This is a genomic window from Stenotrophomonas sp. WED208 (assembly GCF_040984485.1).
GTDB classification, from domain to species: Bacteria; Pseudomonadota; Gammaproteobacteria; order Xanthomonadales; family Xanthomonadaceae; genus Stenotrophomonas; species Stenotrophomonas riyadhensis.
In genome coordinates, this window is sequence record NZ_JAZARB010000002.1 from 211339 (window position 1) to 233439 (window position 22101).

14 protein-coding genes are annotated in these 22101 nt (G+C 68.3%); 11 read left to right on the top strand and 3 right to left on the bottom strand.

All coding sequences use genetic code 11. From position 1 onward, the window contains the following. Positions 1-655: 655 nt before the first annotated feature. On the bottom strand, positions 656-1291 hold the full coding sequence (locus VPH47_RS20590) for a tetratricopeptide repeat protein (protein ID WP_110710679.1): 636 nt from the start codon (positions 1289-1291) through the stop codon (positions 656-658). A gap of 168 nt (positions 1292-1459) precedes the next feature. Between VPH47_RS20590 and VPH47_RS20595 the strand changes: the two genes are divergently transcribed. Continuing rightward, positions 1460-5146, top strand: coding sequence for an indolepyruvate ferredoxin oxidoreductase family protein (locus tag VPH47_RS20595; protein WP_368851698.1), 3687 nt, complete (start codon positions 1460-1462; stop codon positions 5144-5146). Between the two features lie 73 nt (positions 5147-5219). On the opposite strand, the gene VPH47_RS20600 is transcribed toward VPH47_RS20595, so the two are convergent. Next, positions 5220-5834, bottom strand: a complete 615-nt coding sequence (locus tag VPH47_RS20600) for a DUF938 domain-containing protein (RefSeq protein WP_153856690.1) — start codon at positions 5832-5834, stop codon at positions 5220-5222. A 784-nt stretch (positions 5835-6618) separates the two neighbouring features. Between VPH47_RS20600 and VPH47_RS20605 the strand changes: the two genes are divergently transcribed. From VPH47_RS20605 to VPH47_RS20650, 10 genes are all read left to right on the top strand, one after another. Continuing rightward, entirely contained in the window at positions 6619-8250 is a 1632-nt protein-coding gene (locus tag VPH47_RS20605; RefSeq protein ID WP_368851699.1) for a TldD/PmbA family protein, read from the top strand. Positions 8251-8280: 30 nt separating this feature from the next. Continuing rightward, positions 8281-9915, top strand: a complete 1635-nt coding sequence (locus tag VPH47_RS20610; RefSeq protein WP_368851700.1) for a TldD/PmbA family protein — start codon at positions 8281-8283, stop codon at positions 9913-9915. A gap of 21 nt (positions 9916-9936) precedes the next feature. Next, positions 9937-11271, top strand: coding sequence for a TldD/PmbA family protein (locus tag VPH47_RS20615; RefSeq protein ID WP_019336350.1), 1335 nt, complete (start codon positions 9937-9939; stop codon positions 11269-11271). Beyond that, positions 11271-11978, top strand: a complete 708-nt coding sequence (locus VPH47_RS20620; RefSeq protein WP_032128709.1) for a DUF4159 domain-containing protein — start codon at positions 11271-11273, stop codon at positions 11976-11978. The genes VPH47_RS20615 and VPH47_RS20620 overlap by 1 nt, the downstream gene beginning before the upstream one ends. A gap of 16 nt (positions 11979-11994) precedes the next feature. Further along, positions 11995-12978, top strand: coding sequence for a MoxR family ATPase (locus VPH47_RS20625; protein WP_071228622.1), 984 nt, complete (start codon positions 11995-11997; stop codon positions 12976-12978). 7 nt (positions 12979-12985) lie between these two features. Then, a complete protein-coding gene (locus tag VPH47_RS20630) occupies positions 12986-13882 on the top strand; it encodes a DUF58 domain-containing protein (RefSeq protein WP_368851701.1) in 897 nt (298 codons plus the stop codon). After that, entirely contained in the window at positions 13879-15000 is a 1122-nt protein-coding gene (locus VPH47_RS20635) for a BatA domain-containing protein (protein WP_368851702.1), read from the top strand. The genes VPH47_RS20630 and VPH47_RS20635 overlap by 4 nt, the downstream gene beginning before the upstream one ends. Further along, positions 14997-17165 carry a hypothetical protein gene (locus tag VPH47_RS20640; RefSeq protein ID WP_368851703.1) on the top strand — a complete coding sequence of 723 codons (2169 nt, stop codon included), beginning with the start codon at positions 14997-14999 and terminating at the stop codon, positions 17163-17165. Before VPH47_RS20635 ends, VPH47_RS20640 begins: the two co-directional genes overlap by 4 nt. Then, positions 17162-19003, top strand: coding sequence for a hypothetical protein (locus VPH47_RS20645; protein ID WP_368851704.1), 1842 nt, complete (start codon positions 17162-17164; stop codon positions 19001-19003). The genes VPH47_RS20640 and VPH47_RS20645 overlap by 4 nt, the downstream gene beginning before the upstream one ends. Before the next feature lie 246 nt (positions 19004-19249). Further along, entirely contained in the window at positions 19250-21382 is a 2133-nt protein-coding gene (locus VPH47_RS20650; RefSeq protein ID WP_368851705.1) for an IgaA/UmoB family intracellular growth attenuator, read from the top strand. 9 nt (positions 21383-21391) lie between these two features. Here VPH47_RS20650 and VPH47_RS20655 read toward each other — a convergent pair whose 3' ends face one another. Next, positions 21392-21910, bottom strand: a complete 519-nt coding sequence (locus tag VPH47_RS20655) for a hypothetical protein (protein ID WP_164162290.1) — start codon at positions 21908-21910, stop codon at positions 21392-21394. Positions 21911-22101: the final 191 nt, after the last annotated feature.

The following is a 22101-nucleotide window of genomic DNA, read 5'->3' on the forward strand; positions in this document are numbered from 1 at the left end:
GGGACGCTGCAAGTACGTCCATGTAAGCTCGGTCGCCGCATCCATGCGGCTCACGCCCCTGCGCAGCCTACCCACCCGGCCCCTGACAGTCTCCGGGGGCGATCAGCCACGTGGAAGAAAGAAGAAGAGCAAAAGCGCTTGGCCGGCCGCTCTTTGTAGAGCCGAGCCCACGCTCGGCTGCATTTCGATCAGATATTGAAAAATCGATCCCGATACAGATTCATCCACGCATGGCGTGGATCTACCGTGTCGACCAAGGTCGACATCTACCAGCAGCAGCGTCGAACCGTCAGAGGTGGGGCGGTGTGGGTTGGCAGGACCGTTGGCGCCATGGGCCCGAGGCATGCCTCGGGCGGGTTGGGCAGGACGCCCAACCCCGGTCTTGCCGTGTGCGCAGGACAGCGCACACGAGCAAGGCGCCATCGAGCCCCCATGGGTGAGGGCGCTTTGCCTGCGAGGCATGCCTCGCAAGCGCCCGAACGCACAGCCGCCAGCGGCTGGGCCGGACCCCGGAGGGGGTTTACGGCGTGTCCTGCCAACCCACACCGCCCCGCCATCCCACGGATTGCCCGCTGTTGCTGTTGCTGTTGCTGTTGCTTTGGCTCCAGCCCTTGCCTCTGCGGGTGCCGGGTGCAACCCGGCCGAACCCCTTCCCTCAGGGCCAGGCAGGCGGTGCGGCCGCCCAGGCCTGCTGCACCTCGGCCAGCGACGCGCGCTCATCCTCGCGCCATTGCGGCAGCAACTGCGCATGGTGGGCACTGGTGCTCCACTGCGTCGGCTCGGTACGCACCGCAGCCGCGTACCACTGCACCGCCTCCTGCTTCTGTCCCAGCCGCCACAGCGCCAATGCATAAGTCGGTGGCACCCAGCTCGGCTTCGTGCGCGCATTGCCGGCCGAGGCCAGCCACTGTTCCAGCGCCGCCTCCGGCTTGCCCTGGCGCAGCAGGTCCCAGCCGTAGTTCCAGCGCACGCTGCGGCCACTGCTGCTCTGTGCCGGTGCCTCTTTCATGGCCTCGCCATACAGTTGCTCGGCCAGCTCGCCACGACCCTGCGCGCCGGCCACCGATGCCAGCTGCACCGTCGCTTCCACCGCACGCCGGCCGCGTTCACGCAGCTTGACCAGCTGCGCCACCAGATCATCGCCCTCGCCCTGCACCGCCACCATCGGCGTGGCGGCCGGATCGTTGTCGAAGTAGAACTCCTGTGGTGCCGGCACGGCCGGCGCGGCCCACACCGTGGCCGCTCCCGAGGCCAGCAGCACGCTGGCCAGGATCTTTCCTGGAACTGACATCCCTTCTCCCCAGGCCGCAACTGCAGCCTCCCTCTCTCTCCCCGATCCTAACCCCAGCACCGCCGCGGGCGCGAGTGCCGGGGCCTCGCGGCCCCGCTGCTACAATTCGCGCCTTTCCCGCCGCGTGCCTGCACGCGGCCGGTGCCAGCCGATCCTACCGGGCCAGCCATGACCAGTACCGCGCAACTCACTTCGCCCTCTTCCGCCGACCTGCTCGACCGTGATTACACGCTCGACCACAAGTACACCCGCAGCGAGGGGCGGATCTACCTGAGTGGCGTGCAGGCGCTGGTGCGGCTGCCATTGATGCAGCGGCTGCGCGACGCGCACGAAGGCATCGACAGCGCCGGCTTTGTCAGCGGCTACCGTGGCAGCCCGCTGGGTGGCTTCGACCTGGAGCTGTGGCGCGCGCGCAAGCATCTTGAAGCCGCCAAGGTGAAGTTCACCCCGGGCCTGAACGAGGACCTGGGCGCCACCATGGTGTGGGGCACCCAGCAGACCAACCTGTTCCCTGGCGCCAACGTGCAGGGCGTGTTCGGCATGTGGTACGGCAAGGGCCCGGGCGTGGACCGCTGCGGCGACGTGTTCAAGCATGCCAATGCCGCCGGTACCTCGCGTTACGGCGGCGTGCTGGCGCTGGCCGCCGACGACCATGCCTGCCGCAGCTCGACGCTGCCGCACGGCAGCGAGGACGAATTCGTCAGCGCGATGATGCCGGTGCTGAACCCGGCCGGCGTGCAGGACATCCTCGACATGGGCCTGCTCGGCTGGGCGATGAGCCGCTATACCGGCCGCTGGGTCGGCTTCAAGACCATTGCCGAAACGGTGGAGTCGTCGGCGTCGGTCGAGGTCGATCCGATGGCGCGCCGCATCGTGCTGCCGGAAGACTTCGAGATGCCGTCGGGTGGCCTCAACATCCGCTGGCCGGACCCGCCGCTGGACCAGGAAATGCGCCTGCACCGCTATGCGGTGAAGGCGGCGCAGGCATTCGCCCGCGCCAATGGCATCGACAAGGTGGTGATGGATGCGCCGCGCGCGCGGCTGGGCATCGTCACCACCGGCAAGAGCTACCTGGACGTGCTGCAGGCGCTGGAATACCTGGGCCTGGATGAAGCCGCGTGCGCCGACATCGGCATCCGCGTGTACAAGGTCGGCATGACCTGGCCGCTGGAACCGCAGGGCATCGCGCGCTTCGCGCAGGGCCTGGAAGACATCATCGTGGTGGAGGAGAAGCGTGCCTTCATCGAGCGCCAGATGAAGGAACAGTTCTTCAACTGGCCGGCCAGCTGGGGCCAGCGCCCGTCGATCGTCGGCAAGTACGACGAGAGCGGCGAATGGATCCTGCCGTCCACCGGCGAACTGACCCCGGCCACCATCGCCGGCGTGATCGGCCGCCGCATCCAGAAGTTCTTCAACAACGAATCGATCGAGCAGCGCCTGCAGTGGATGCAGGAAAAGGAAGCCGAGCTTGCGCTGCCGCGCGCCAGCTTCCCGCGCGTACCGCACTACTGCTCGGGCTGCCCGCACAACACCTCCACCCAGGTGCCGGAAGGCTCGCGTGCGCTGGCCGGCATCGGTTGCCATTACATGGTGACCTGGATGGACCGCAGCACCGACACCTTCACCCACATGGGTGGCGAAGGCGTGACCTGGGCCGGGCAGGCGCCGTTCACCGACACCCCGCACGTGTTCCAGAACCTGGGCGACGGCACCTATTTCCACAGCGGCTCGCTGGCGATCCGCCAGGCAGTCGCCGCCGGCGTCAACATCACCTACAAGATCCTCTACAACGACGCGGTGGCGATGACCGGCGGCCAGCCGGTGGACGGCCCGCTGAGCGTGCCCGACATCGCAAAGCAGATGCGCGCCGAAGGCATCCACACCATCGTGGTGTTGTCGGACAACATCGGCAAGTGGACCGGCCAACGCGAGCACTTCCCCAGCGATGTCGAGTTCCACGACCGCAGCGAGCTGGACGAAGTGCAGAAGCGCCTGCGCGAAGTGAAGGGTGTTTCGATCCTGATCTACGAGCAGACCTGCGCCACCGAGAAGCGCCGCCGCCGCAAGCGCGGCAAGCTGGAAGACCCGCAGAAGCGGGTGATGATCAATTCGCTGGTCTGCGAAGGCTGCGGTGACTGCGGCAAGAAGAGCTTCTGCGTGTCGGTGCTGCCGAAGGAAACCGAGTTCGGGCGCAAGCGCGAGATCGACCAGTCCAACTGCAACAAGGACTATTCCTGCGTGAACGGCTTCTGCCCAAGCTTCGTCACCGTGCACGGCGGCCAGCCGCGCAAGGGCAGCAAGCGCGATGCCTCCACCCTGCTGGACAACCTGCCGGCGCCGACCCTCCGCGGCACGCTGGAACAGCCCTGGAACATCCTGATCACCGGCGTCGGCGGTACCGGCGTGGTGACCATCGGCGCGCTGCTGGGCATGGCCGGCCACCTGGAAGGCAAGGGCGCGACCGTGCTCGACCAGACCGGCCTGGCACAGAAGGGCGGCGCGGTGACCACGCACATCCGCATTGCCCGTCGCCCTGAAGACATCCACGCCGTGCGCATCGCCGCCGGCGAAGCCGACCTGGTGGTGGGCTGCGACATGGTGGTGGTCAACGACTACTGGGCCCTGTCGAAGGTGCGCGCCGGCCGTTCGCAGGTGGTGCTGAACACCTACGAAGCGATGCCCGGTACCTTCACCACCCGCCCGGACATGCAGTTCCCCGCCGCCGACATCGTGGCCGGTGTGCGCGTGGCACTGGGCGGCCAGGAGCCGCTGCTGCTGGATGCGACCCAGCTGGCCACCGCGCTGCTCGGCGATGCGATCGCCGCCAACCTGTTCATCCTCGGCTACGCGTGGCAGCAGGGCCTGGTGCCGCTGTCGTTCGAGTCACTGATGCGCGCCATCGAGCTCAACGGCGCCGCCGTGGCGATGAACCAGCAGGCCTTCGCCTGGGGCCGCCTGGCCGTAGTCGATCCGCAGGCCGTGCAGCAGGCCGCCGGCCTGGTGCGCAACCGCCACACCGATACCGAATCCACCCCGGGCCCGCTGCATCCGCTGCCGCCGGGCGAGTGGGAAGGCAACGAATGGGGCGCCACCGCCGCACCGCGCAACACCGGCGACGAACGCGAACTGCGCGGCCTGCCTTCGCACAGTGGCGACGTGGCGTTCCTGCCGCTGGAGGACGCCCGCCTGTCGCGCTCGCTGGATGAAATGATCGAACGCCGCGCCGCCTTCCTGGTCGAGTACCAGGACGACGCCTACGCCAACCGTTATCGCAGCCTGGTCGAGCGCGTGCGCGCCGCCGAAGCCGAGCGCATCGGCGGTTCCACTGCGCTGACCGAGACGGTGGCCCGCTACCTGTTCAAGCTGATGGCGTACAAGGACGAGTACGAAGTGGCCCGCCTGTACACCAGCGGCGACTTCCAGCGCCGCCTGCAGCAGCAGTTCGAGGGCGATTACCAGCTGCGTTTCCACCTGGCACCGCCGCTGTTCGCCAAGAAGGACGAGCAGGGCCGGTTGCTGAAGAAGGAGTACGGCCCGTGGATGTTCAAGGCCTTCGGCCTGCTGGCCAGGCTGAAGTTCCTGCGCGGCGGCCGCTTCGACGTGTTCGGGCGCACCGCGGAGCGCCGCATGGAGCGCAAGCTGATCGGCGATTACGAGGCCACCGTGCAGCTGCTGCTGGACGGGCTGGATGACGACCGCCTGGCGCTGGCGGTGGAGATTGCCAGCGTCCCCGAGCACATCCGCGGCTTCGGCCACGTCAAGGAAGCGCATTTCGAGCAGGCCAAGGCGCGCGAAGCCGCCCTGCTGGCGCAGTGGCGCAATCCGAAGGCGCTGCACATCGTGCAGGTGGCTTGAAGGTAGTGCCGGCCGCTGGCCGGCATCCATCCAGGCAATCGGTTGCCGGCCAGCGGCCGGCACTACCGGCGGTTCAGCCCAACCGCCACAGCAGCAGCCGGTTGTTGGCCGGCATCGCCACGTCACCCAGGCGGGTGAATCCGTGGTCGGCGGCCAGCGCCTGCACCGCTTCGCTATCGCGGATGCCGCTGCGCGGGTCGCGCGTCTTCAGCCAGGCATCGAACTGCGCGTTGCTGTCGCTGGTGTAGCGGCCGCCGTAGTTGAACGGGCCGTACACCGCCAGCAGCGCACCATGCCGCAGCACCGATGGCAGCGCGGCGAACAGCGCCTGCACATGCTCCCAGCCCATGATGTGCAACGTGTTGGCACTGAATGCGGCGTCGAACGTGCTGCCCTGCGGCAGGCTCAGGCCGGGCGCCGGCGGCAGTTCCACCTGCAGCGGCATCGGCGCCAGCAGGTTCAGCAACGCCGCCTCCGCGCGCCAGGCCTCGATGCCGGGCAGATGGTCCGGATGATCGCTGGGCTGCCAGCGCAGCCAAGGCCAGCGCTCGGCGAAGAACGCCGCGTGCTGTCCGGTGCCGCTGCCGATCTCCAGCAGCCGGTGGCGGTCACCCATCCACGGGTCGAGTGCGGCGGCGATCGGTTCGCGGTTGCGCTCGCAGGCTTCTGAATACGGCTTGCTCGACATCAGGACGGTGTCCAGGCGGGGTCGGCCCCATTGTGCACGAGGGGGTGTTGCTCGGCAGGGCTGCGCCCTGCACCCGCCGAAGCCGAAGCGGGAGCCAGAGCAACGTCAAAAGCTGGCATTCCGTGGGATGGCAGGGTGGGTCCGGTTGCGGGGGACGCCGTAAACCCGTCCTTGGGGGCTTGGCCGCGGCATCCATGCCGCGGACACCCCCGCAACCGGACCCACCCCGCCTTCGACAGTTTCCAGCGATCTGTTGGAACGGCTCTTGGGGTCAGATCCGTTTTCCGCAGGAAAACGGATCTGACCCCGGATTTATTTCGATATCTGACAGATGTGTCGACCAAGGTCGACACCTACCAACAGCCGCGCGGACAACCATCGCAGTTCCCAACAGCCGCGGAGATCTGTCGAAGGTGGGGCGGTGTGGGTGGGCAGGACCGTTGGCGCCATGGATGGCGCCATCGAGCCCCCTGGGGTGAGGGCGCTTTGCTTGCGAAGCAGTGCTTCGCAAGCGCCCGAACGCACAGCCGCCAGCGGCTGGGCCGGACCGCGGAGCGGGGTTTACGGCGTGTCCTGCCCACCCACACCGCCCCGCCACCCCACGGAATGCCCGCTGTTGCTGTTGCTTTGGCCTCTGCAGGTGCAGGGCTGCAAGCCCTGCCGAAACCCACCCAACCATGACTGCAGTCACTTGCCCGGACGCGCTGCGCTGGCGAAAGTCGAGTGGTTGACGTGATCGGCTCGGCCCGTTGCCGGCCGCACGCAAGCGAGAGAGAGAAACGCTGTGCAACGACGTGAGTTCCTGGCTTTTTCCGGTCTGGGCCTGGCGGGCCTGCTGCTGCCGCATTCCCGTGCCATCGCCGCCGAGCAGCTGCTCGCCCCGGTCGATACCGCCCAGCGCAAGCGCCTGGCGGACGTTGCGCTCGCCGCCGCACGCACCGCCAAGGCCAGCTATTGCGACGTGCGCATCGGCCGCTATCTCAACCAGTCGGTCATCACCCGCGAGCACCAGGTCGGCAATGTCACCAACCGCGAATCGTCCGGTGTCGGCGTCCGGGTGATCGTCAACGGGGCCTGGGGCTTCGCTGCCACCCACCAGCAGACCGAGGCCGCCGTGCGTGCTGCGGTCGAACAGGCGGCGGCCATCGCCCGCGCCAACGCCGGCATCCAGACCCGGCCGGCGCAGCTGGCGCCGACGCCCTCGGTGGGTGAGGTGCGCTGGCAGACCCCGGTCCGCAGGAACGCGATGGCGGTGCCGATCCAGGACAAGGTCGAGCTGCTGCTGGCGCTCAACGCCGCCGCGCTGAATGCGGGCGCCGACTACATCAACTCCACCCTGTTCCTGGTCAACGAACAGAAGTACTTCGCGTCCAGCGACGGCTCGTTCATCGACCAGGACATCCACCGCATCTGGCTGCCGTTCACCGCCACCGCCATCGACAAGGCCAGCGGCAGGTTCCGCACCCGTGCCGGGCTGTCCTCGCCGATGGGCATGGGCTATGAGTTCCTCGATGGCGATGCGCGCGGCAAGGTGCACCTGCCCGGTGGCATTACTGCCTACCGCGATTCCTACGACCCGGTCGAGGACGCCATTGCCGCCGCCCGCCACGCGCGCGAGAAACTGAAGGCGCCGTCGGTGAAGCCCGGCAAGTACGACCTGGTGCTGGACCCGTCCAACCTGTTCCTGACCATCCACGAGAACGTCGGCCACCCGCTGGAGCTGGACCGCGTGCTCGGCTACGAAGCCAACTACGCCGGCACCAGCTTCGCCACGCTGGACAAGCGCGATGCCGGTTTCCGCTGGGGCAGCGACATCGTCACCTTCTTCGCCGACAAGACCCAGCCGGGCAGCCTCGGTGCGGTCGGCTACGACGACGAAGGCGTGAAGACCCAGCGCTGGGATCTGGTGCGCGACGGCATCCTGGTCGACTACCAGGCCACCCGCGATGAAGCCCATATCCTCGGCCGCGATGCATCGCATGGCTGCAGTTACGCCGATTCCTGGTCCAGCGTGCAGTTCCAGCGCATGGCCAATGTCTCACTGGCGCCGGGCAAGCAGCCGCTCAGCGTCGAGGACATGATCAAGGACGTGGAGAACGGCATCTACATCCACGGCCGCGGTTCGTATTCGATCGACCAGCAGCGCTACAACGCGCAGTTCGGTGGCCAGCTGTACTACCAGATCAAGGACGGAAAGATCGCCGGCATGGTCGAGGATGCGGCCTACCAGATCCGCACGCCGGAATTCTGGAATGCCTGCACCGCCATCTGCGATGAACGCGACTTCCGCCTGGGCGGTTCGTTCTTCGACGGCAAGGGCCAGCCCGGCCAGGTCTCGGCGGTCTCGCACGGTTCGTCCACCACCCGCTTCAACGGCATCAACATCATCAACACCGCGCGCAGTCTCGGCGCTTGAGCCACCCATCCTTCGACATGGAGAGCAGCCTTGCAAAGACGTGACTTCCTGGCCCTGACCGGGCTTACCGCGGGCGGGCTGATCGTGCCCTCCTTCTTCGGCAAGGTGATCGCCGCCGAGCAGCTGCAGAGTACGCTGGACCTGGGGCTGAAGAAGCGCCTGGCCGATGCGGCGCTGGCCGCTGCCCGCCAGGCCGGTGCCACCTACTGCGACGTGCGCATCGGCCGCTACCTGCGTCAGTTCGTGATCACCCGCGAGGACAAGGTGCAGAACGTGGTGAACACCGAGTCCACCGGCGTGGGCATCCGCGTGATCGTCAATGGCGCCTGGGGCTTCGCCGCCACCAATGCGCTGGGCACCGCCGACGTGGCCAGGGCCGCGCAGCAGGCCGCGGCGATCGCCAAGGCCAATGCCGGCGTGCAGACCGCTCCCGTACAGCTGGCCAAGGCGCCGGGCGTGGGTGAGGTGAGCTGGCGCACCCCGATCCGCAAGAATGCAATGGAGGTGCCGATCAAGGACAAGGTCGGCCTGCTGCTGGACGTCAACGCCGCAGCGATGGGCGCCGGCGCCAGCTTCGTCAATTCGATGCTGTTCCTGGTCAACGAACAGAAGTATTTCGCGTCCACCGATGGCTCCTACATCGACCAGGACGTGCACCGTATCTGGGCACCGATGACGGTCACCGCCATCGACAAGTCCAGCGGCAAGTTCCGCACCCGCTCGGGCCTGTCCTCGCCGATGGGCCTGGGCTACGAGTACCTGGATGGCGCCGCCGCCGGCAAGGTGGTCAGCCCCAATGGCGTGGTCAACTACAGTTCTTCCTACGACATGAAGGAAGACGCCATCGCCGCGGCCAAGCAGGCGCAGGAGAAGCTGAAGGCACCGTCGGTGAAGCCGGGCAAGTACGACCTGGTGCTCGACCCGTCGCACACCTGGCTGACCATCCACGAATCGATCGGCCACCCGCTGGAACTGGACCGCGTGCTCGGCTACGAAGCCAACTACGCCGGCACCAGCTTCGCCACCCTGGACAAGCGCGAACAGCATTTCCAGTACGGCAGCGAGCTGGTCAACATCTTCGCCGACAAGACGCAGCCGGGCAGCCTCGGCGCGGTGGCATACGACGACGAAGGCGTGAAGTGCAAGCGCTGGGACCTGATCAGCAACGGCAAGCTGGTGGACTACCAGACCATCCGCGACCAGGCCCACATCCTCGGCAAGACCGAGTCCGACGGCTGCTGCTATGCAGACTCGTGGTCCAGCGTGCAGTTCCAGCGCATGGCCAACGTGTCGATGGCACCGGGCAAGAAGCCGCTGAGCGTGCCCGACCTGATCAAGGACGTGGAGAACGGCATCTACATCATCGGTGACGGTTCGTTCTCGATCGACCAGCAGCGCTACAACGCGCAGTTCGGCGGCCAGCTGTTCTACGAGATCAAGAACGGCCAGATCACCCGCATGCTGGAAGACGTGGCCTACCAGATCCGCACGCCGGAGTTCTGGAATGCCTGCACCGCCGTGGCCGACGAGCGCGACTACCGCCTGGGCGGTTCGTTCTTCGACGGCAAGGGCCAGCCGGGCCAGGTCTCGGCGGTCTCGCACGGTTCGTCCACCGCGCGCTTCAACGGCATCAACGTCATCAACACCGCACGCAGCCTCGGCTGACCGGTCAGGAGCCCTTACACCATGAGTATCTTCACCGAAGCCCAGGCCAAGGCCATCCTCGACAAGGTCATCGCCCTGTCCAAGGCCGACGAGTGCACCGCCGTGCTGGCCGGCGCGATCAGCGGCAACATCCGTTTCGCACTGAACAACGTCTCCACCAGCGGCATCGTCGACAACACCGAGCTGGCGGTCACCGTCGCCTTCGGCAAGCGCGTCGGTACCGCATCGATCAACGAGTTCGACGATGCCGCGCTGGAGCGCGTGGTGCGCCGTGCCGAAGACCTGGCCCGCCTGGCCCCGGAGAACCCGGAGTTCATGCCGGCCATCGGCAAGCAGAGCTACCGCGCCAGCCCGACCTTCAGCGAATCCACCGCAGCGATCGATCCGGCATTCCGCGCCAAGGTCGCCGCCGATTCGATCGCCCCGTGCCGTGGCCACGGCCTGATCGCCGCCGGCTTCCTCGAGGACGGCCAGGGCTTCCAGGCCACCGCCAACAGCAATGGCAACTTCGCCTACCAGCGCACCACCAACTTCGATTACACCTGCACCGTGCGCACCGAAGATGGCCGCGGTTCGGGCTGGGTCGGCCGCAACCTGAAAGATGCCGCCGACTTCAAGGCCGACCAGGACATCCGCATCGCCATGCGCAAGGCCACCGAATCGGCCGAAGCCAAGGCACTGGAACCGGGCAAGTACACGGTGATCCTGGAACCGGCCGCGGCGGCAGGCCTGATCAGCTTCATGATGAACTTCTTCAGTGCACGCTCGGCCGATGAAGGCCGCAGCTTCCTGTCGAAGAAGGGCGGTGGCAACAAGCTGGGCGAGCAGGTCTACGACCCGCGCGTGACCATGATCGCCGACCCGTGGCATCCGGACGCACCGGTGCTGCCGTGGGACGGCGAAGGCATGCCGCGCGAGCGCATGGCCATCATCGAGAACGGCAAGATCGCCAACCTGGACTATTCGCGCTTCTGGGCACAGAAGCAGGGCAAGACCGCCAAGGCAACGCCGGGCAACCTGCTGATGAGTGGTGGCGACAAGAGCACCGCCGAACTGGTGCGCGGCACCCAGAAGGGCATCCTGGTCACTCGTACCTGGTACATCCGCATGGTGGATCCGCAGACCGTGCTGCTGACCGGCCTGACCCGCGACGGCACCTTCTACATCGAGAACGGCCAGATCAAGCACCCGGTGAAGAACTTCCGCTTCAACGAATCGCCGGTGATCATGCTCAACAACATCGAAGAGCTGGGCAAGCCGGTGCGCGTGGCCGGCGATGAATCCAGCTACGTGATGATGATCCCGCCGATGAAGCTGCGCGATTTCACCTTCACCTCGCTGTCCGACGCGGTCTGATGGATCGCCGGGCCTGCCTGCGCTGGTTGGCCGCTGCCGCTTCTGCGGCGGCGCTGCCGGCCTTGGCGCAGTCAGGCCCGCGCAGTTCGCGCTACGACTTCTGGTTCACCCGCCTGCAGTACGACTCCGGCGATTGGGACGTGGACGCGCGCATGCCGTCCAACCTGATCACCTCGCTGATCGACTACACCTCATTGCGGGTGGATCCGCAGGAGCATGTTGTCGCACTGGCCGACCCACGCATGCTGGAAGCGCCGTTCTGCTACCTGGCCGGACACACCTTGGTGGAGTTCAACGCCGCCGAGCGGCAGAACTTCGTGCGCTATGTGCGCAATGGCGGCTTCGTCTTCGTCGACGACTGCAACCACGATATCGACGGCCTGTTCGCCACCTCGTTCGAGGCGCAGATGGGTCGCCTGTTCGGTCCAAAGGCATTGCAGAAGCTGCCCAACAGCCATCCGCTGTACCGCAGTTTCTTCCGCTTCCCCGATGGCCCGCCCGCCACCAGCTTCGAACTCAACGGCTGGGGCGACGACCTGGTGCACGACTACCTGAAGGGCATCGAGGTCGATGGCCGCCTGGGCCTGCTCTACAGCAACAAGGACTACGGCTGCGAGTGGGACTACGACTGGCGCAACAAGCGTTTCCTGGCCGAAGACAACACCCGCTTCGGCGTCAACATCGTGATGTACGCGTTGAACAATTGATAGGACCTGCACGCCCATGACCTCCCCCGACCTCGATTCCCTGCTGCCGCGCCTGCACGATCTGCGCGCCGCGCTTGCACGCGCAGTGGTGGGCCAGCACACCGTGGTCGAGCAGCTGCTGATCGGCCTGCTGGCCGGCGGCCACTGCCTGCTGGAAGGCGCGCCCGGGCTCGGCAAGACCCTGCTGGTGCGCTCGCTGGGCCAGGCACTGGAGCTGCAGTTCCGGCGCGTGCAGTTCACCCCCGACCTGATGCCAAGCGACATCCTCGGCACCGAGCTGCTGGAGGAAGACCACGGCACCGGCCATCGCCACTTCCGCTTCCAGCAGGGCCCGATCTTCACCCACCTGCTGCTCGCAGACGAACTCAACCGCACCCCGCCCAAGACCCAGGCCGCACTGCTGGAAGCGATGCAGGAGCGCACGGTCAGCTACGCCGGCACCACCTACGCATTGCCCGCACCGTTCTTCGTGCTGGCGACGCAGAACCCGATCGAGCAGGCCGGTACCTACCCGCTGCCGGAAGCACAGCTGGACCGCTTCCTGCTGCACGTGCTGGTGGATTACCCCAGCGAAGACGAGGAACGGCAGATCCTGGAACAGACCACCGGCGGTGCCACCGACGCGGTGCCGAAGGTGATGGATGCCGAGGCCGTGATCGCGCTGCAGGCCGCAGTGCGCCAGGTGCATGTCAGCCCGGATGTGCTGGCCTGGATCACCCGCCTGGTGCGCGCCAGCCGCCCAGGCGAAGGCGCACCGGCGGCGATCAACCAGTGGGTGAAATGGGGTGCCGGCCCGCGCGCCGGGCAGTCGCTGGTGCTGGCGGCGAAGGCACGCGCATTGCTGCAGGGCCGCTTCGCCGCCACCCGCGAGGATGTGCAGGCACTGGCCGCACCGGTGATGCGCCATCGCCTGCTGCTGTCGTTCGCCGCCGAGGCCGAGCAGAAGCGTGCCGACGACGTGGTCGCCGCCCTGCTGCAGGCCGTGCCGTTCCCGGGTTGAGCCACGCGTGAACGCAGGTGCCCCGCTGACGTTGCCACCGGAACTGCGTGCGCGCCTGCGCACGCTGCGGTTGCGGCCGCGCCTGGCCAGCGGCGCAAGCGGCATCGGCCAGCACGCCAGCCGCAGCCGCGGTGCCGGTCTCGAATTCGCCCAGTACCGTGCCTACGAGCCGGGCGACGAACTGCGCCAGATCGACTGGAAGCTGTACGCCCGCTCGGATCGTTTCTTCGTGCGCGAATCCGAACGCGAAAGCCCGATCACGGTCTGGCTGCTGCTCGATGCCACTGCTTCCGCCGGCCAGGCCGATCGCGCGGCACCGCAGCGCACGCGCCTGGACCACATGCGCGGCGTGGCCGCGTGCGTGGTGGAGCTGGCCCTGCAGCAGGGCGACCGTTTCGGCCTGCTGGCGATCAATGGCGATGGCCTGCAGCTGGTGCCCGCAGCGAACGGCGCACGCCAGCGTGACCGCGTGCATCTGCAACTGCATGCCCTGCAGGCACGCGGTGGCTGGCCTGCGGCCGATCGCCTGCGTCCCCTGTGGGAGCGCGTACGCCCGGGCGACCTGCTGCTGGCAATCGGTGATGGTTTCGACGAGGCCGGCATCGTGTTGCTGGAACAACTGGCCAGCGCGCGCCGCGAAGTGGCGCTGCTGCAGATCCTGACCGCCGACGAGCGCGACTTCCCGTTCGACGCCGGCCATCGCTTCCGCGATCCGGAGACCGGCGAGGAACTGCTGGGCGATGGTGCGGCGATCCGCGCCGACTACCTGCAGCGCTTCGCCGACGCACGCAGTGCGCTGCAGTCGCGCCTGCAGGCCAGTGGCATCGCCAGTGCCACCGGCTGGCTCGACCAACCGTTGGACCAGCCGCTGCAGGCACTGTTTGCCCGTGGAGGCGGCGGATGAGCCTGCTGTTCCCGCTCGGCCTGGCTGCGCTCGCCGCATGGCTGCTGCCGCTGCTGATCCACCTCGCCCGCCGCCACCCGTACACACAGCTGGATTTCGCCGCGCTGCGCTGGCTGCGTGCACAGATCCGGCCGCGCCAGCGCATCCGCTTCAATGACTGGCCGTTGCTGCTGGTGCGCCTGCTGTTGCTGGCCGCGCTCGCCTTGCTGCTGGCACGACCCGCATTGACCGGGCCTGCGCCAGCCCCCGCTGCGTGGACGGTCGTTGCTCCAGGGCTGGACGCGACCGCACTACGCGGGACCGCCGAAGCGGGCAACTGGCATTGGTTGGCGCCCGGTTTCCCGGCCATTGATCAAGTGCCACCTGCGTCCACGGCCTCCCTGCCCAGCCTGCTGCGCGAACTGGATGCACAACTGCCCCCGGGCACCGCATTGACCGTGCACATTCCCGATCCCCTGCCCGGCCTGGACGGCGCACGCCTGCAGCTGTCGCGCGAGGTGCAGTGGCGCCCGCTGCCGATACCGGCCACTGCGCAGCCGAGTGCCGCGACGTCGCCGCGCCTGCGCGTGCACAGCGATGCTTCGGCCACTGCCCAGCACTGGTTGAACGCACTGCAACGCGCGTGGGGTGTGCAGGCACCGCCCTCGCCCTTGGCCGGGGATGCTGTGCCCGAGCGCGGCGAAATCGGCGTGTGGAGCCGCAGCGATGCACTGCCAGCACACTGGCAGGCGTGGCTGCGCGACGGCGGTCGTGTCATGACTGCCGGCAAGCCTGCTGCCAGCGCCAGCATCCTGCTGCGCGACGCCCAAGGCGCACCGCTGCTGTGGCAGCAACGCATCGGCCACGGCTATCTGCTGGCGCTGCCGGGTGACTGGAATGCCGCCAGCAACGCTGCGCTGCGCGATCCGCAGTTGCCGCGTGCCCTGCTGCTGGCGCTGCAGCCGCCCACGGCTCCGCGCCTGGGCGATGCACGTGACCAGGCACCGCGCCGAACCGCACTGCCTGTGGCAACGCCGCTGCAGCGCGAGCCAACGCCTTGGCTGTTGCTGGCCATCCTGCTGCTGTTCGCGCTGGAACGCTGGATGGCCAGCAGTAGCCGACGCAGGGGGCCCGCATGAACACCCTGCAGCACGTCTGGCAACGCGCGCGCCGCCGCCATGCGCTCCTCACCCTGCTGCTGGGCCTGCCGTGGGCGCTGGCCGCAACGGTGCTGGCGCTGCGCCTGGCGGGATTCGACATCGCCTGCGTGGTCGGCACGATCGGCCTGCTCGCCTGCGCGGCCCTCGCCACTGCACGCGCCCGCCGGCTTGACCGCCAGTGGCTGCAGCGCCAGCTCGATGGCAGTGGTGCCAGCGAGGACAGTGCCGACCTGCTGTTCGCCGATAGCGCCACGCTCAATCCGCTGCAGCAGCGCCAGCGCGCGCATGTGCAGGCCACGCTGGAGCGCGCGATGCCGGAACTGCGTCCGCGCTGGCCGCGTGGGGCGTTGGCGCTGTGCTGGATCGCTGGCCTGGCCATCGTTGTGCTGGCATTCGGCTGGCCACGTTCGAATCCCGGTTCCACGCCTGCCCGCACGTCGGCGCCTGGCAGCACCGCCGCCGCGGGCCCACTGCACCTGCAGTCCACCCGCCTGCGCATCGACGCGCCGGCCTATACCGGCCAGGCCACGCTCACCCAGAACGCATTGGATGCCAAGGTCGCCGCCGACAGCCGGCTGTCCTGGTCCCTGCGCTTCAACCGCGCACCGGACAAGGCATGGCTGCAGTTCCACGATGGTCGCCGGTTGCCACTGAGCGAGCACGATGGACAGTGGCAGGCGCAGGATGTGGCACGCACACCGGTGCTGTACCGCGTGGTGAGCGAACCGGCACTGGCAGAGACCCGCCTGCATCGGCTGGATGTAGTGGCTGACCGCGCACCCAGCGTGCGCGTGCTGGAGCCCGCGGCCAGCCTGGTACTGGGCACGCCCGGGCAACGGCAGTGGGCATTGCGCTTCGAGGCCAGCGACGATTACGGCGTGGCCGTGCAGGCAACGCTGTCGATCACCACCACCCAGGGCAGTGGTGAGAACATCACCTTCGTCCGCCGCAGCGTCAGCCTCACCGGCAATGGCGAACCGACCGCACGGCGCTTCGCGCATACGCTGGATCTGGCTGCATTGGGCGCGCAGCCGGGCAACGATGTGATCGCCCAGCTGGAAGTGCGCGACAACCACACACCCACGCCGCAGACCGGGCGCAGCAGCAGCGTGATCCTGCGCCTGCCCAGTGCCGAGGTCGCGCTCGGTGCCGAACTGGAAGGCCGCATCAAGAAGACCCTGCCGGCCTACTTCCGCAGCCAGCGGCAGATCATCATCGATGCTGAAGCCTTGATCCGGCAGCGTCGCGGTCTGGCTGCGGAAGACTTCGTGAAGCGCAGCGATGCGATCGGTGTCGACCAGCGCATCCTGCGCCTGCGCTATGGCCAGTTCCTGGGCGAGGAAAGCGAAGGTGCGCCGAAGCCACCGCCGACCAGCGACCTGCCCACCAGCGATACGCCCGCCGCAGGCGACCACGGCGATGATCACGATCACGACCATGGTGCCGAGGCCGGAGCGCACGATGAGCATGGCCACGATCACGGCGGCAAGGCGTCCAATGCCGATACGCCACCGGTGTTCGGCAGCGCCACCGATGTGCTCTCCGAATACGGCCACACCCATGACCATGCCGAGGCCGCGACCCTGCTTGACCCGCAGACCCGCGCCACGCTGAAGGCCGCGCTGGACCAGATGTGGTCGGCCGAAGGCGAGCTGCGCCAGGGCCGACCGGAGCAGGCGTTGCCCTTCGCCTACAAGGCATTGGGCTTCATCAAGCAGGTGCAGCAGGCCGAGCGCATCTATCTGGCCCGTGTCGGACCGGAGCTGCCACCGATCGATGAAGGCCGCCGCCTCGGTGGCGATCGCGCCGGGCTGGCCAATCGTGAACTGCCGCTGGCCGCCCGCACCCCGCCCGATCCGGCCATCGTCGAAGCCTGGCAGCGTCTCGGCGATGACACCGGCGCGCCGGATCTGGATGCGCTCGCGGCCTGGCAGCAGCGCAACGCCGCCTACCTGCCCGATGCACTCGATCTGGCTGCGGCCATCGAGCAGCTGCGCATCGAGCCCAGTTGCCACGACTGTCGCCAGCGCCTGCGCGCACAGTTGTGGCGGGCGCTGCAGCGTCCGCTGCCGCAGGCGATGCGGCGCAGTGCCGCCGATGCGATGGGCCAGCGCTACCTCGACGCGCTGGAGGCGCAGCCATGAACGCCTCCGCTGTGAACCTGTGGATTGCGCTGGCCCTCGCCCTGATCGTGGTCATCGCCAGCGTGCGCCAGCTGCGTGGAGACACCGCGCACCCCGGCCGCCGGTGGATCTTGATCGCACTGCAGATCATCGTCGCCGCGCTGCTGTATTTCTGCCTGGTGCCGCCCGCCCGCCAGCAACCCGCAGGCGGCCTGGTCGTGCTGGGAATCGACGCCGGCAAGGCCGGCGCACTCCCGGCCAGCAAAGGCCCGCTGTTGCTGTTGCCCGAAGCTGCCGATGTGCCCGGCGCACAGCGCGTTCCCGACCTGGCCACCGCGCTGCGCCAGCATCCGGCGTCCACGCTGACCCTGGTCGGTGCGGGCCTGGTCGCGCGTGACCGCGACGCGGTGCTGCCACCGGATGTACGTTGGCAGGCCGCACCGGAGCCGCGCGGCTGGATCGCCCTGCAACCCCCTGCCGATGCCGCACCCGGTGCTCGTTTCGACGTGCACGCACAGGCGCGTGGTGCTGCAAAGGCGAAAGCCGAACTGCTCGACCCGGCGGGCAGCGTGGTTGATCGCACGGCGGTTGCCGAAGATGGCCGCGTACAGCTCAGCGGCATCGCCCGCGCCGAAGGCCGCAGCGTGTTCCAGCTGCGCCTGCTCGATGCCGAAGGCCATGTGGTGGACAGCGCGCCGGTGCCGCAGCAGACCCTGCCGGCCGCCCCCATACGGCTGCTGGTGCGTGCCAGTGCGCCGGGCCCGGAGTTGAAGTACCTGCGCCGCTGGGCCGCCGATGCCGGCATCCGCGTGCGGGTGCAGGCCGATACCGGCGCTGGGCTCAGCGTGGGTGATGGCGCGGTTTCGCTCGATGCTGCAACACTGGCGCGCAGCGACCTGCTGCTGCTGGACGAACGCAGCCTGGCAGCGTTGAGTGCAGGCCAGCTGGCCACCGTGCGCCAGGCGCTGCGCGAGGGACTCGGCGTGCTGGTGCGCAGTGCAGGCGCGCCTTCGGCCAGCGCGCGCCAGCGACTGCGTGATCTGGGCCTGCCAGTGCAGGGCGATGGCAGCAGCCGCCTCCTTGAACTTCCCGGCGATGGCGAAAGCACAATCCTCGCCGCACGACGCGGCCCGCTCGCCGCCGGCACGTTGCCGACCGGCTACGGCGAGGAGGCCGACCGCCGTTCGCACAGTGCCACCCTGCCCGCGCTGGAAGCCCTGGCGCTGCAGGTGCCGGGCAGCAGCGCGCTGCTGCAGGATCGTGTTGGCAACGCCATCGGCGGCTGGCGCGCGGCTGGCAAGGGCCGCATCGGCCTGCTGCCGATGACCGACAGCTGGCGCTGGGTGCTGGCCGGGCGCGACGACCGCCACGGCGAACTGTGGAGCAGCGTGGTGGCCAAGCTGGCGCGTGCACAGGGCAGCGCTGATGCGCTCTGGTCACCGCAGCCGATCAGCTGGGCAGGCGAACGGCAGACGCTGTGCGGCGTGCAGGCGCCGCTGCAGGTTTTCAACGAAGGTGGCGACGGAGTACCGCTGGTCGTCGATGGCGCGACCTCGACCCTGCGCTGCGCCGGCTGGTGGCCGCGTGACGCAGGCTGGCAGCGCCTGCAGCATGGCGACAGCATCGTCTGGCGCTATGTGTTCGACCCAAGGGCCGCGACCGCGCTGCATCGGCAGGCAATGATCGATGCGACGACTCAGGCGTTGGTCTCCAGCACGCCGGCGAACGCATTGGTGATGCAACCCGTGCCGGGATCGCGCTGGCCGTGGTGGCTGGCGTTCGCGCTGTGCGCCTCGCTGCTGTGGTGGCTGGAACGGCGGCGCATGCACGACCCTCGATTGACGCAACCAGCACCGTAGGGCAGGCGACGGCAGGTAGCCCCCACCTTGATAGTCCGCCTCTGCGCATATCAACAGGCGTGCCCGGATCGGGCAGTGCCGGAACCGCTGGGTTTGCCCTGTGCGGGCCACCCGAGGCAGACTGGTACGCGGACGGACAGCTCCATTGGAGGGAGCCATGATCGACACGATGTCGTGTGCATCACGCACATTCCCATTCCCATCCCCTGCCATCGCGTATCGTCAGCCTTCGGCCGGGGTGCGCCGATGAGCGTCTTCATCATCGTCAAGATCATCCTGCTGCTCGTGGCGCTGGTGGCTTGGCTGAACTACCAGTCGCGGCGCAAGGACAACCAGGATGCGCTGGCCGCCCTGCGCCGTACCCAGGTCGTCCGTGAACTGCAGGACGACGAAGCGCTGGCCCTGGAGTCCCTCCGCGTCGCCCACGGCCTCGCGTGGGAAACCGGTGTGCGTCGCCTGCGTGGCCGCTTCAGCCGCCACGGCATCATCGCCAACGGCGTCGAAACACTCCACGACACCCTCGGGGGCGTGGACGTGCTGCTGCCCTACGATGCGCCCTTGTTCCTGGCCGAGGACAACGACGCCGACGTTGTGCTGACGGAGCGCCAGGCCATCGTGGTGCGGCTCAATGATTTTTCCGTTGTCGAAGGACGCAGCCGCAGCCTGCACGACGGCCGCGCCGACGGGCTCCCGCCTGGTGCCCCGCCACTGCCCGCGCCCCCGTCGCTGGCCGCCCAGCCGGTCACGACACTGGAAGAGCGTGCCGAGACCTTCGAGGAAGCGCAGCTGCGGCGGCGGCCCGCGTTCGGATGGCTGCCCGCTGGCTTCTGGATCGTCGCGCTTTCACTGCTGTTGACGGCCACCATCGCCGACCTGGGCGATGCGCTGCCGCTGGTCATGCTGCTGGCCATTGCGGCGGCCCTGGCCGGTATCGTGTGCCAGCTCCGCCCGCCGCTGCGCAAGATCCGGCCTGGCCGGGTCCGTCGCGTAGAGGGCGTCCTGCATCGGCTGGAGATGCCCAATCCGATGAATGCCGCGCTGCGGCTGCAACGCTTCTTCGTCGGCGACAGCCTGCAGGTACAGGTCCCGGTGCACTGGCAGCAGTGCGGGCGCCTTCCGCTGCAGCAGACCGTGCAGCTGGACATCGCCCAGGACACCGGCGACGTCCTGTCGATCGGCCCGCACTGGTCGCGGCTGGATGAGCAGCGCCGTTTCCCGCCGATCCGCTGGGGCGGCACTCTGCTGCTCCTGGTGATCGCGCTGCTGGGGGCGGTGACCGCACTGCTGGCCGGTGACGGCGACGACCTCCGCCTGGCCTGGCATGGGCTGCAGGGCACCCAGACGCGGACTGACAGCCGTGCCGACAGCGTGCTGCAGGATCCTCCGCAGCCCGGTGACCGCGTGCGGCTCAGTGGAGAAGGCCAATGCGAACTCGCGTTGACCCGGCTGGCCGATACCGGCACGGAGGTGGTGCTTCCGGACTGCGCGCGGATGCGCTGGGGCGCCACCACGGTGGTGCTGCCTGCGCTGGCGGTGCCCGACCCGCTGCTGTCGCTGTATCGCGGCAGTTTCGTCGATGCGCAGAAGGACGGCTATTCGACGATGCTGCGCATGCTGATGATGCAGCAGATCAGCGATCCCTATCAGCAGGCGCTGATGGCCGCGCGCGGCGAGCAGCAGATAGTGACGGCGCTCGGCCGCATGATCGATACGGTCGAAGCCGCCTGCGCGGTCGGCCTGCGTGACTGCGCAGGGTTGCAGCAGTCCATCGTTCGCGCGCTCGGTGCATCGGTGGAGGTGGACGGCCAGGACACTGCACTGGACGACTGGCCGAAACTGGCCCAGCACATGCGCCGGCTGGCCACGGAGGGCGAGGACGGTATGTACATGACCGGCAGCGACCTCGCCGCACTGCGTGGAATCGCCCGCGAGCATGCCGGTGCCGCCATCGCCACCCGATTGGCAGCGCTCACACCGCAGTTGATCAGCCTGCAGCGCGGCGGCGTGGTGCTGGAAACCCCCGATGACCTGCGTGACGAAGCGCAACACGCACCGCGGGACCCCCTGCGTTCCGACACCCTGCTCGATCACTGGCAGGAGGCAGGGGCGGTGGTCGCAACCCCTGTACCGTTCGCGTTGCAGGGGCTCGTGCTGTCCACCCGGCAGGACGCAGGCGGTCTGCGCCTGCGCGTGGAACCCGGCGCCTCCGATGACCGCATCCAGCGTGCAGTGGCCAGCAGCCTGATGCTGCTGCTGTCACTGACGCTGATCGTGGTGCAGGCGGCCCTGCTGGCGCGGGGCATCCTGCGCGCCCGCGCCCGGCGACGCGCGCTGGACGCCGACCTGCAGTCACGCCCGGCACCGGGCCAACCGGCCTGAGCGGCGCGGCTACTTCACCGGCGGCGCGTCGCCAGCATTCTGTTCCTGGGAGAACAGCAGCGCGCGCCGCTGCTGCTCCGCACTGAGTTCCGGCGGTGGCCGCGCCACGGCGGCCTGGATCTGCGAAGGTCCACCCGTGAGCTTGTTCACGCCCTTGGCGGCCGCCATGACCCCCTTGACCACACCCATCATGATGTAGCCGCCACTCATGCTGACCTGCTCCGGCGACGGCGGTTCGCTCCAGTCACGGCTGAAACGGTTGTCGCCGAACTTCACCGGGTTCTTGAAGCGGTACAGGTCCAGCGGCTCGTCTTCAGGCTTGAGCGCACGCACTTCGCCGAGAGTGGTGACGTTGTCCTGCGGCAGTGCGGTGGAAACCGGCGTGGTGGTTGCCGCCGGCGCATCTGCAGGAGGCTCGGGCGCCGGGTCGGGCACCACGACCGGCGTGGACTGCTGTGCCTGCGCGATGCCAGCCAGCAGCATGCCGGCCAGGACTGCTCCCTGCGTTCCACGTCGTGCCACAGCCATCCACCCTGTTGGTTGCGTCCAGCACCCAAGGATACGGATGCAGGCTTCAGATTTCGTTGCTGCGTCGGTGGCTGTTCAGCCAGGGGAGATGCTTTGATGCCATGGCCTGCGCGCACTGAACGGTTCACTCCATCCCATGATCGTGTCTCACATCCTGAGACGTCTTTGTGGTGCCATGTGACCCCTCGTAA

What these genes read in the sequence shown, in the direction of transcription:
- VPH47_RS20590 (WP_110710679.1), bottom strand. Translation starts at nt 1,291, where the DNA reads ATGTCAGTTCCAGGAAAGATCCTGGCCAGCGTGCTGCTGGCCTCGGGA.
- VPH47_RS20595 (WP_368851698.1), top strand. Translation starts at nt 1,460, where the DNA reads ATGACCAGTACCGCGCAACTCACTTCGCCCTCTTCCGCCGACCTGCTC.
- VPH47_RS20600 (WP_153856690.1), bottom strand. Translation starts at nt 5,834, where the DNA reads ATGTCGAGCAAGCCGTATTCAGAAGCCTGCGAGCGCAACCGCGAACCG.
- VPH47_RS20615 (WP_019336350.1), top strand. Translation starts at nt 9,937, where the DNA reads ATGAGTATCTTCACCGAAGCCCAGGCCAAGGCCATCCTCGACAAGGTC.
- VPH47_RS20620 (WP_032128709.1), top strand. Translation starts at nt 11,271, where the DNA reads ATGGATCGCCGGGCCTGCCTGCGCTGGTTGGCCGCTGCCGCTTCTGCG.
- VPH47_RS20625 (WP_071228622.1), top strand. Translation starts at nt 11,995, where the DNA reads ATGACCTCCCCCGACCTCGATTCCCTGCTGCCGCGCCTGCACGATCTG.
- VPH47_RS20635 (WP_368851702.1), top strand. Translation starts at nt 13,879, where the DNA reads ATGAGCCTGCTGTTCCCGCTCGGCCTGGCTGCGCTCGCCGCATGGCTG.
- VPH47_RS20640 (WP_368851703.1), top strand. Translation starts at nt 14,997, where the DNA reads ATGAACACCCTGCAGCACGTCTGGCAACGCGCGCGCCGCCGCCATGCG.
- VPH47_RS20645 (WP_368851704.1), top strand. Translation starts at nt 17,162, where the DNA reads ATGAACGCCTCCGCTGTGAACCTGTGGATTGCGCTGGCCCTCGCCCTG.
- VPH47_RS20650 (WP_368851705.1), top strand. Translation starts at nt 19,250, where the DNA reads ATGAGCGTCTTCATCATCGTCAAGATCATCCTGCTGCTCGTGGCGCTG.
- VPH47_RS20655 (WP_164162290.1), bottom strand. Translation starts at nt 21,910, where the DNA reads ATGGCTGTGGCACGACGTGGAACGCAGGGAGCAGTCCTGGCCGGCATG.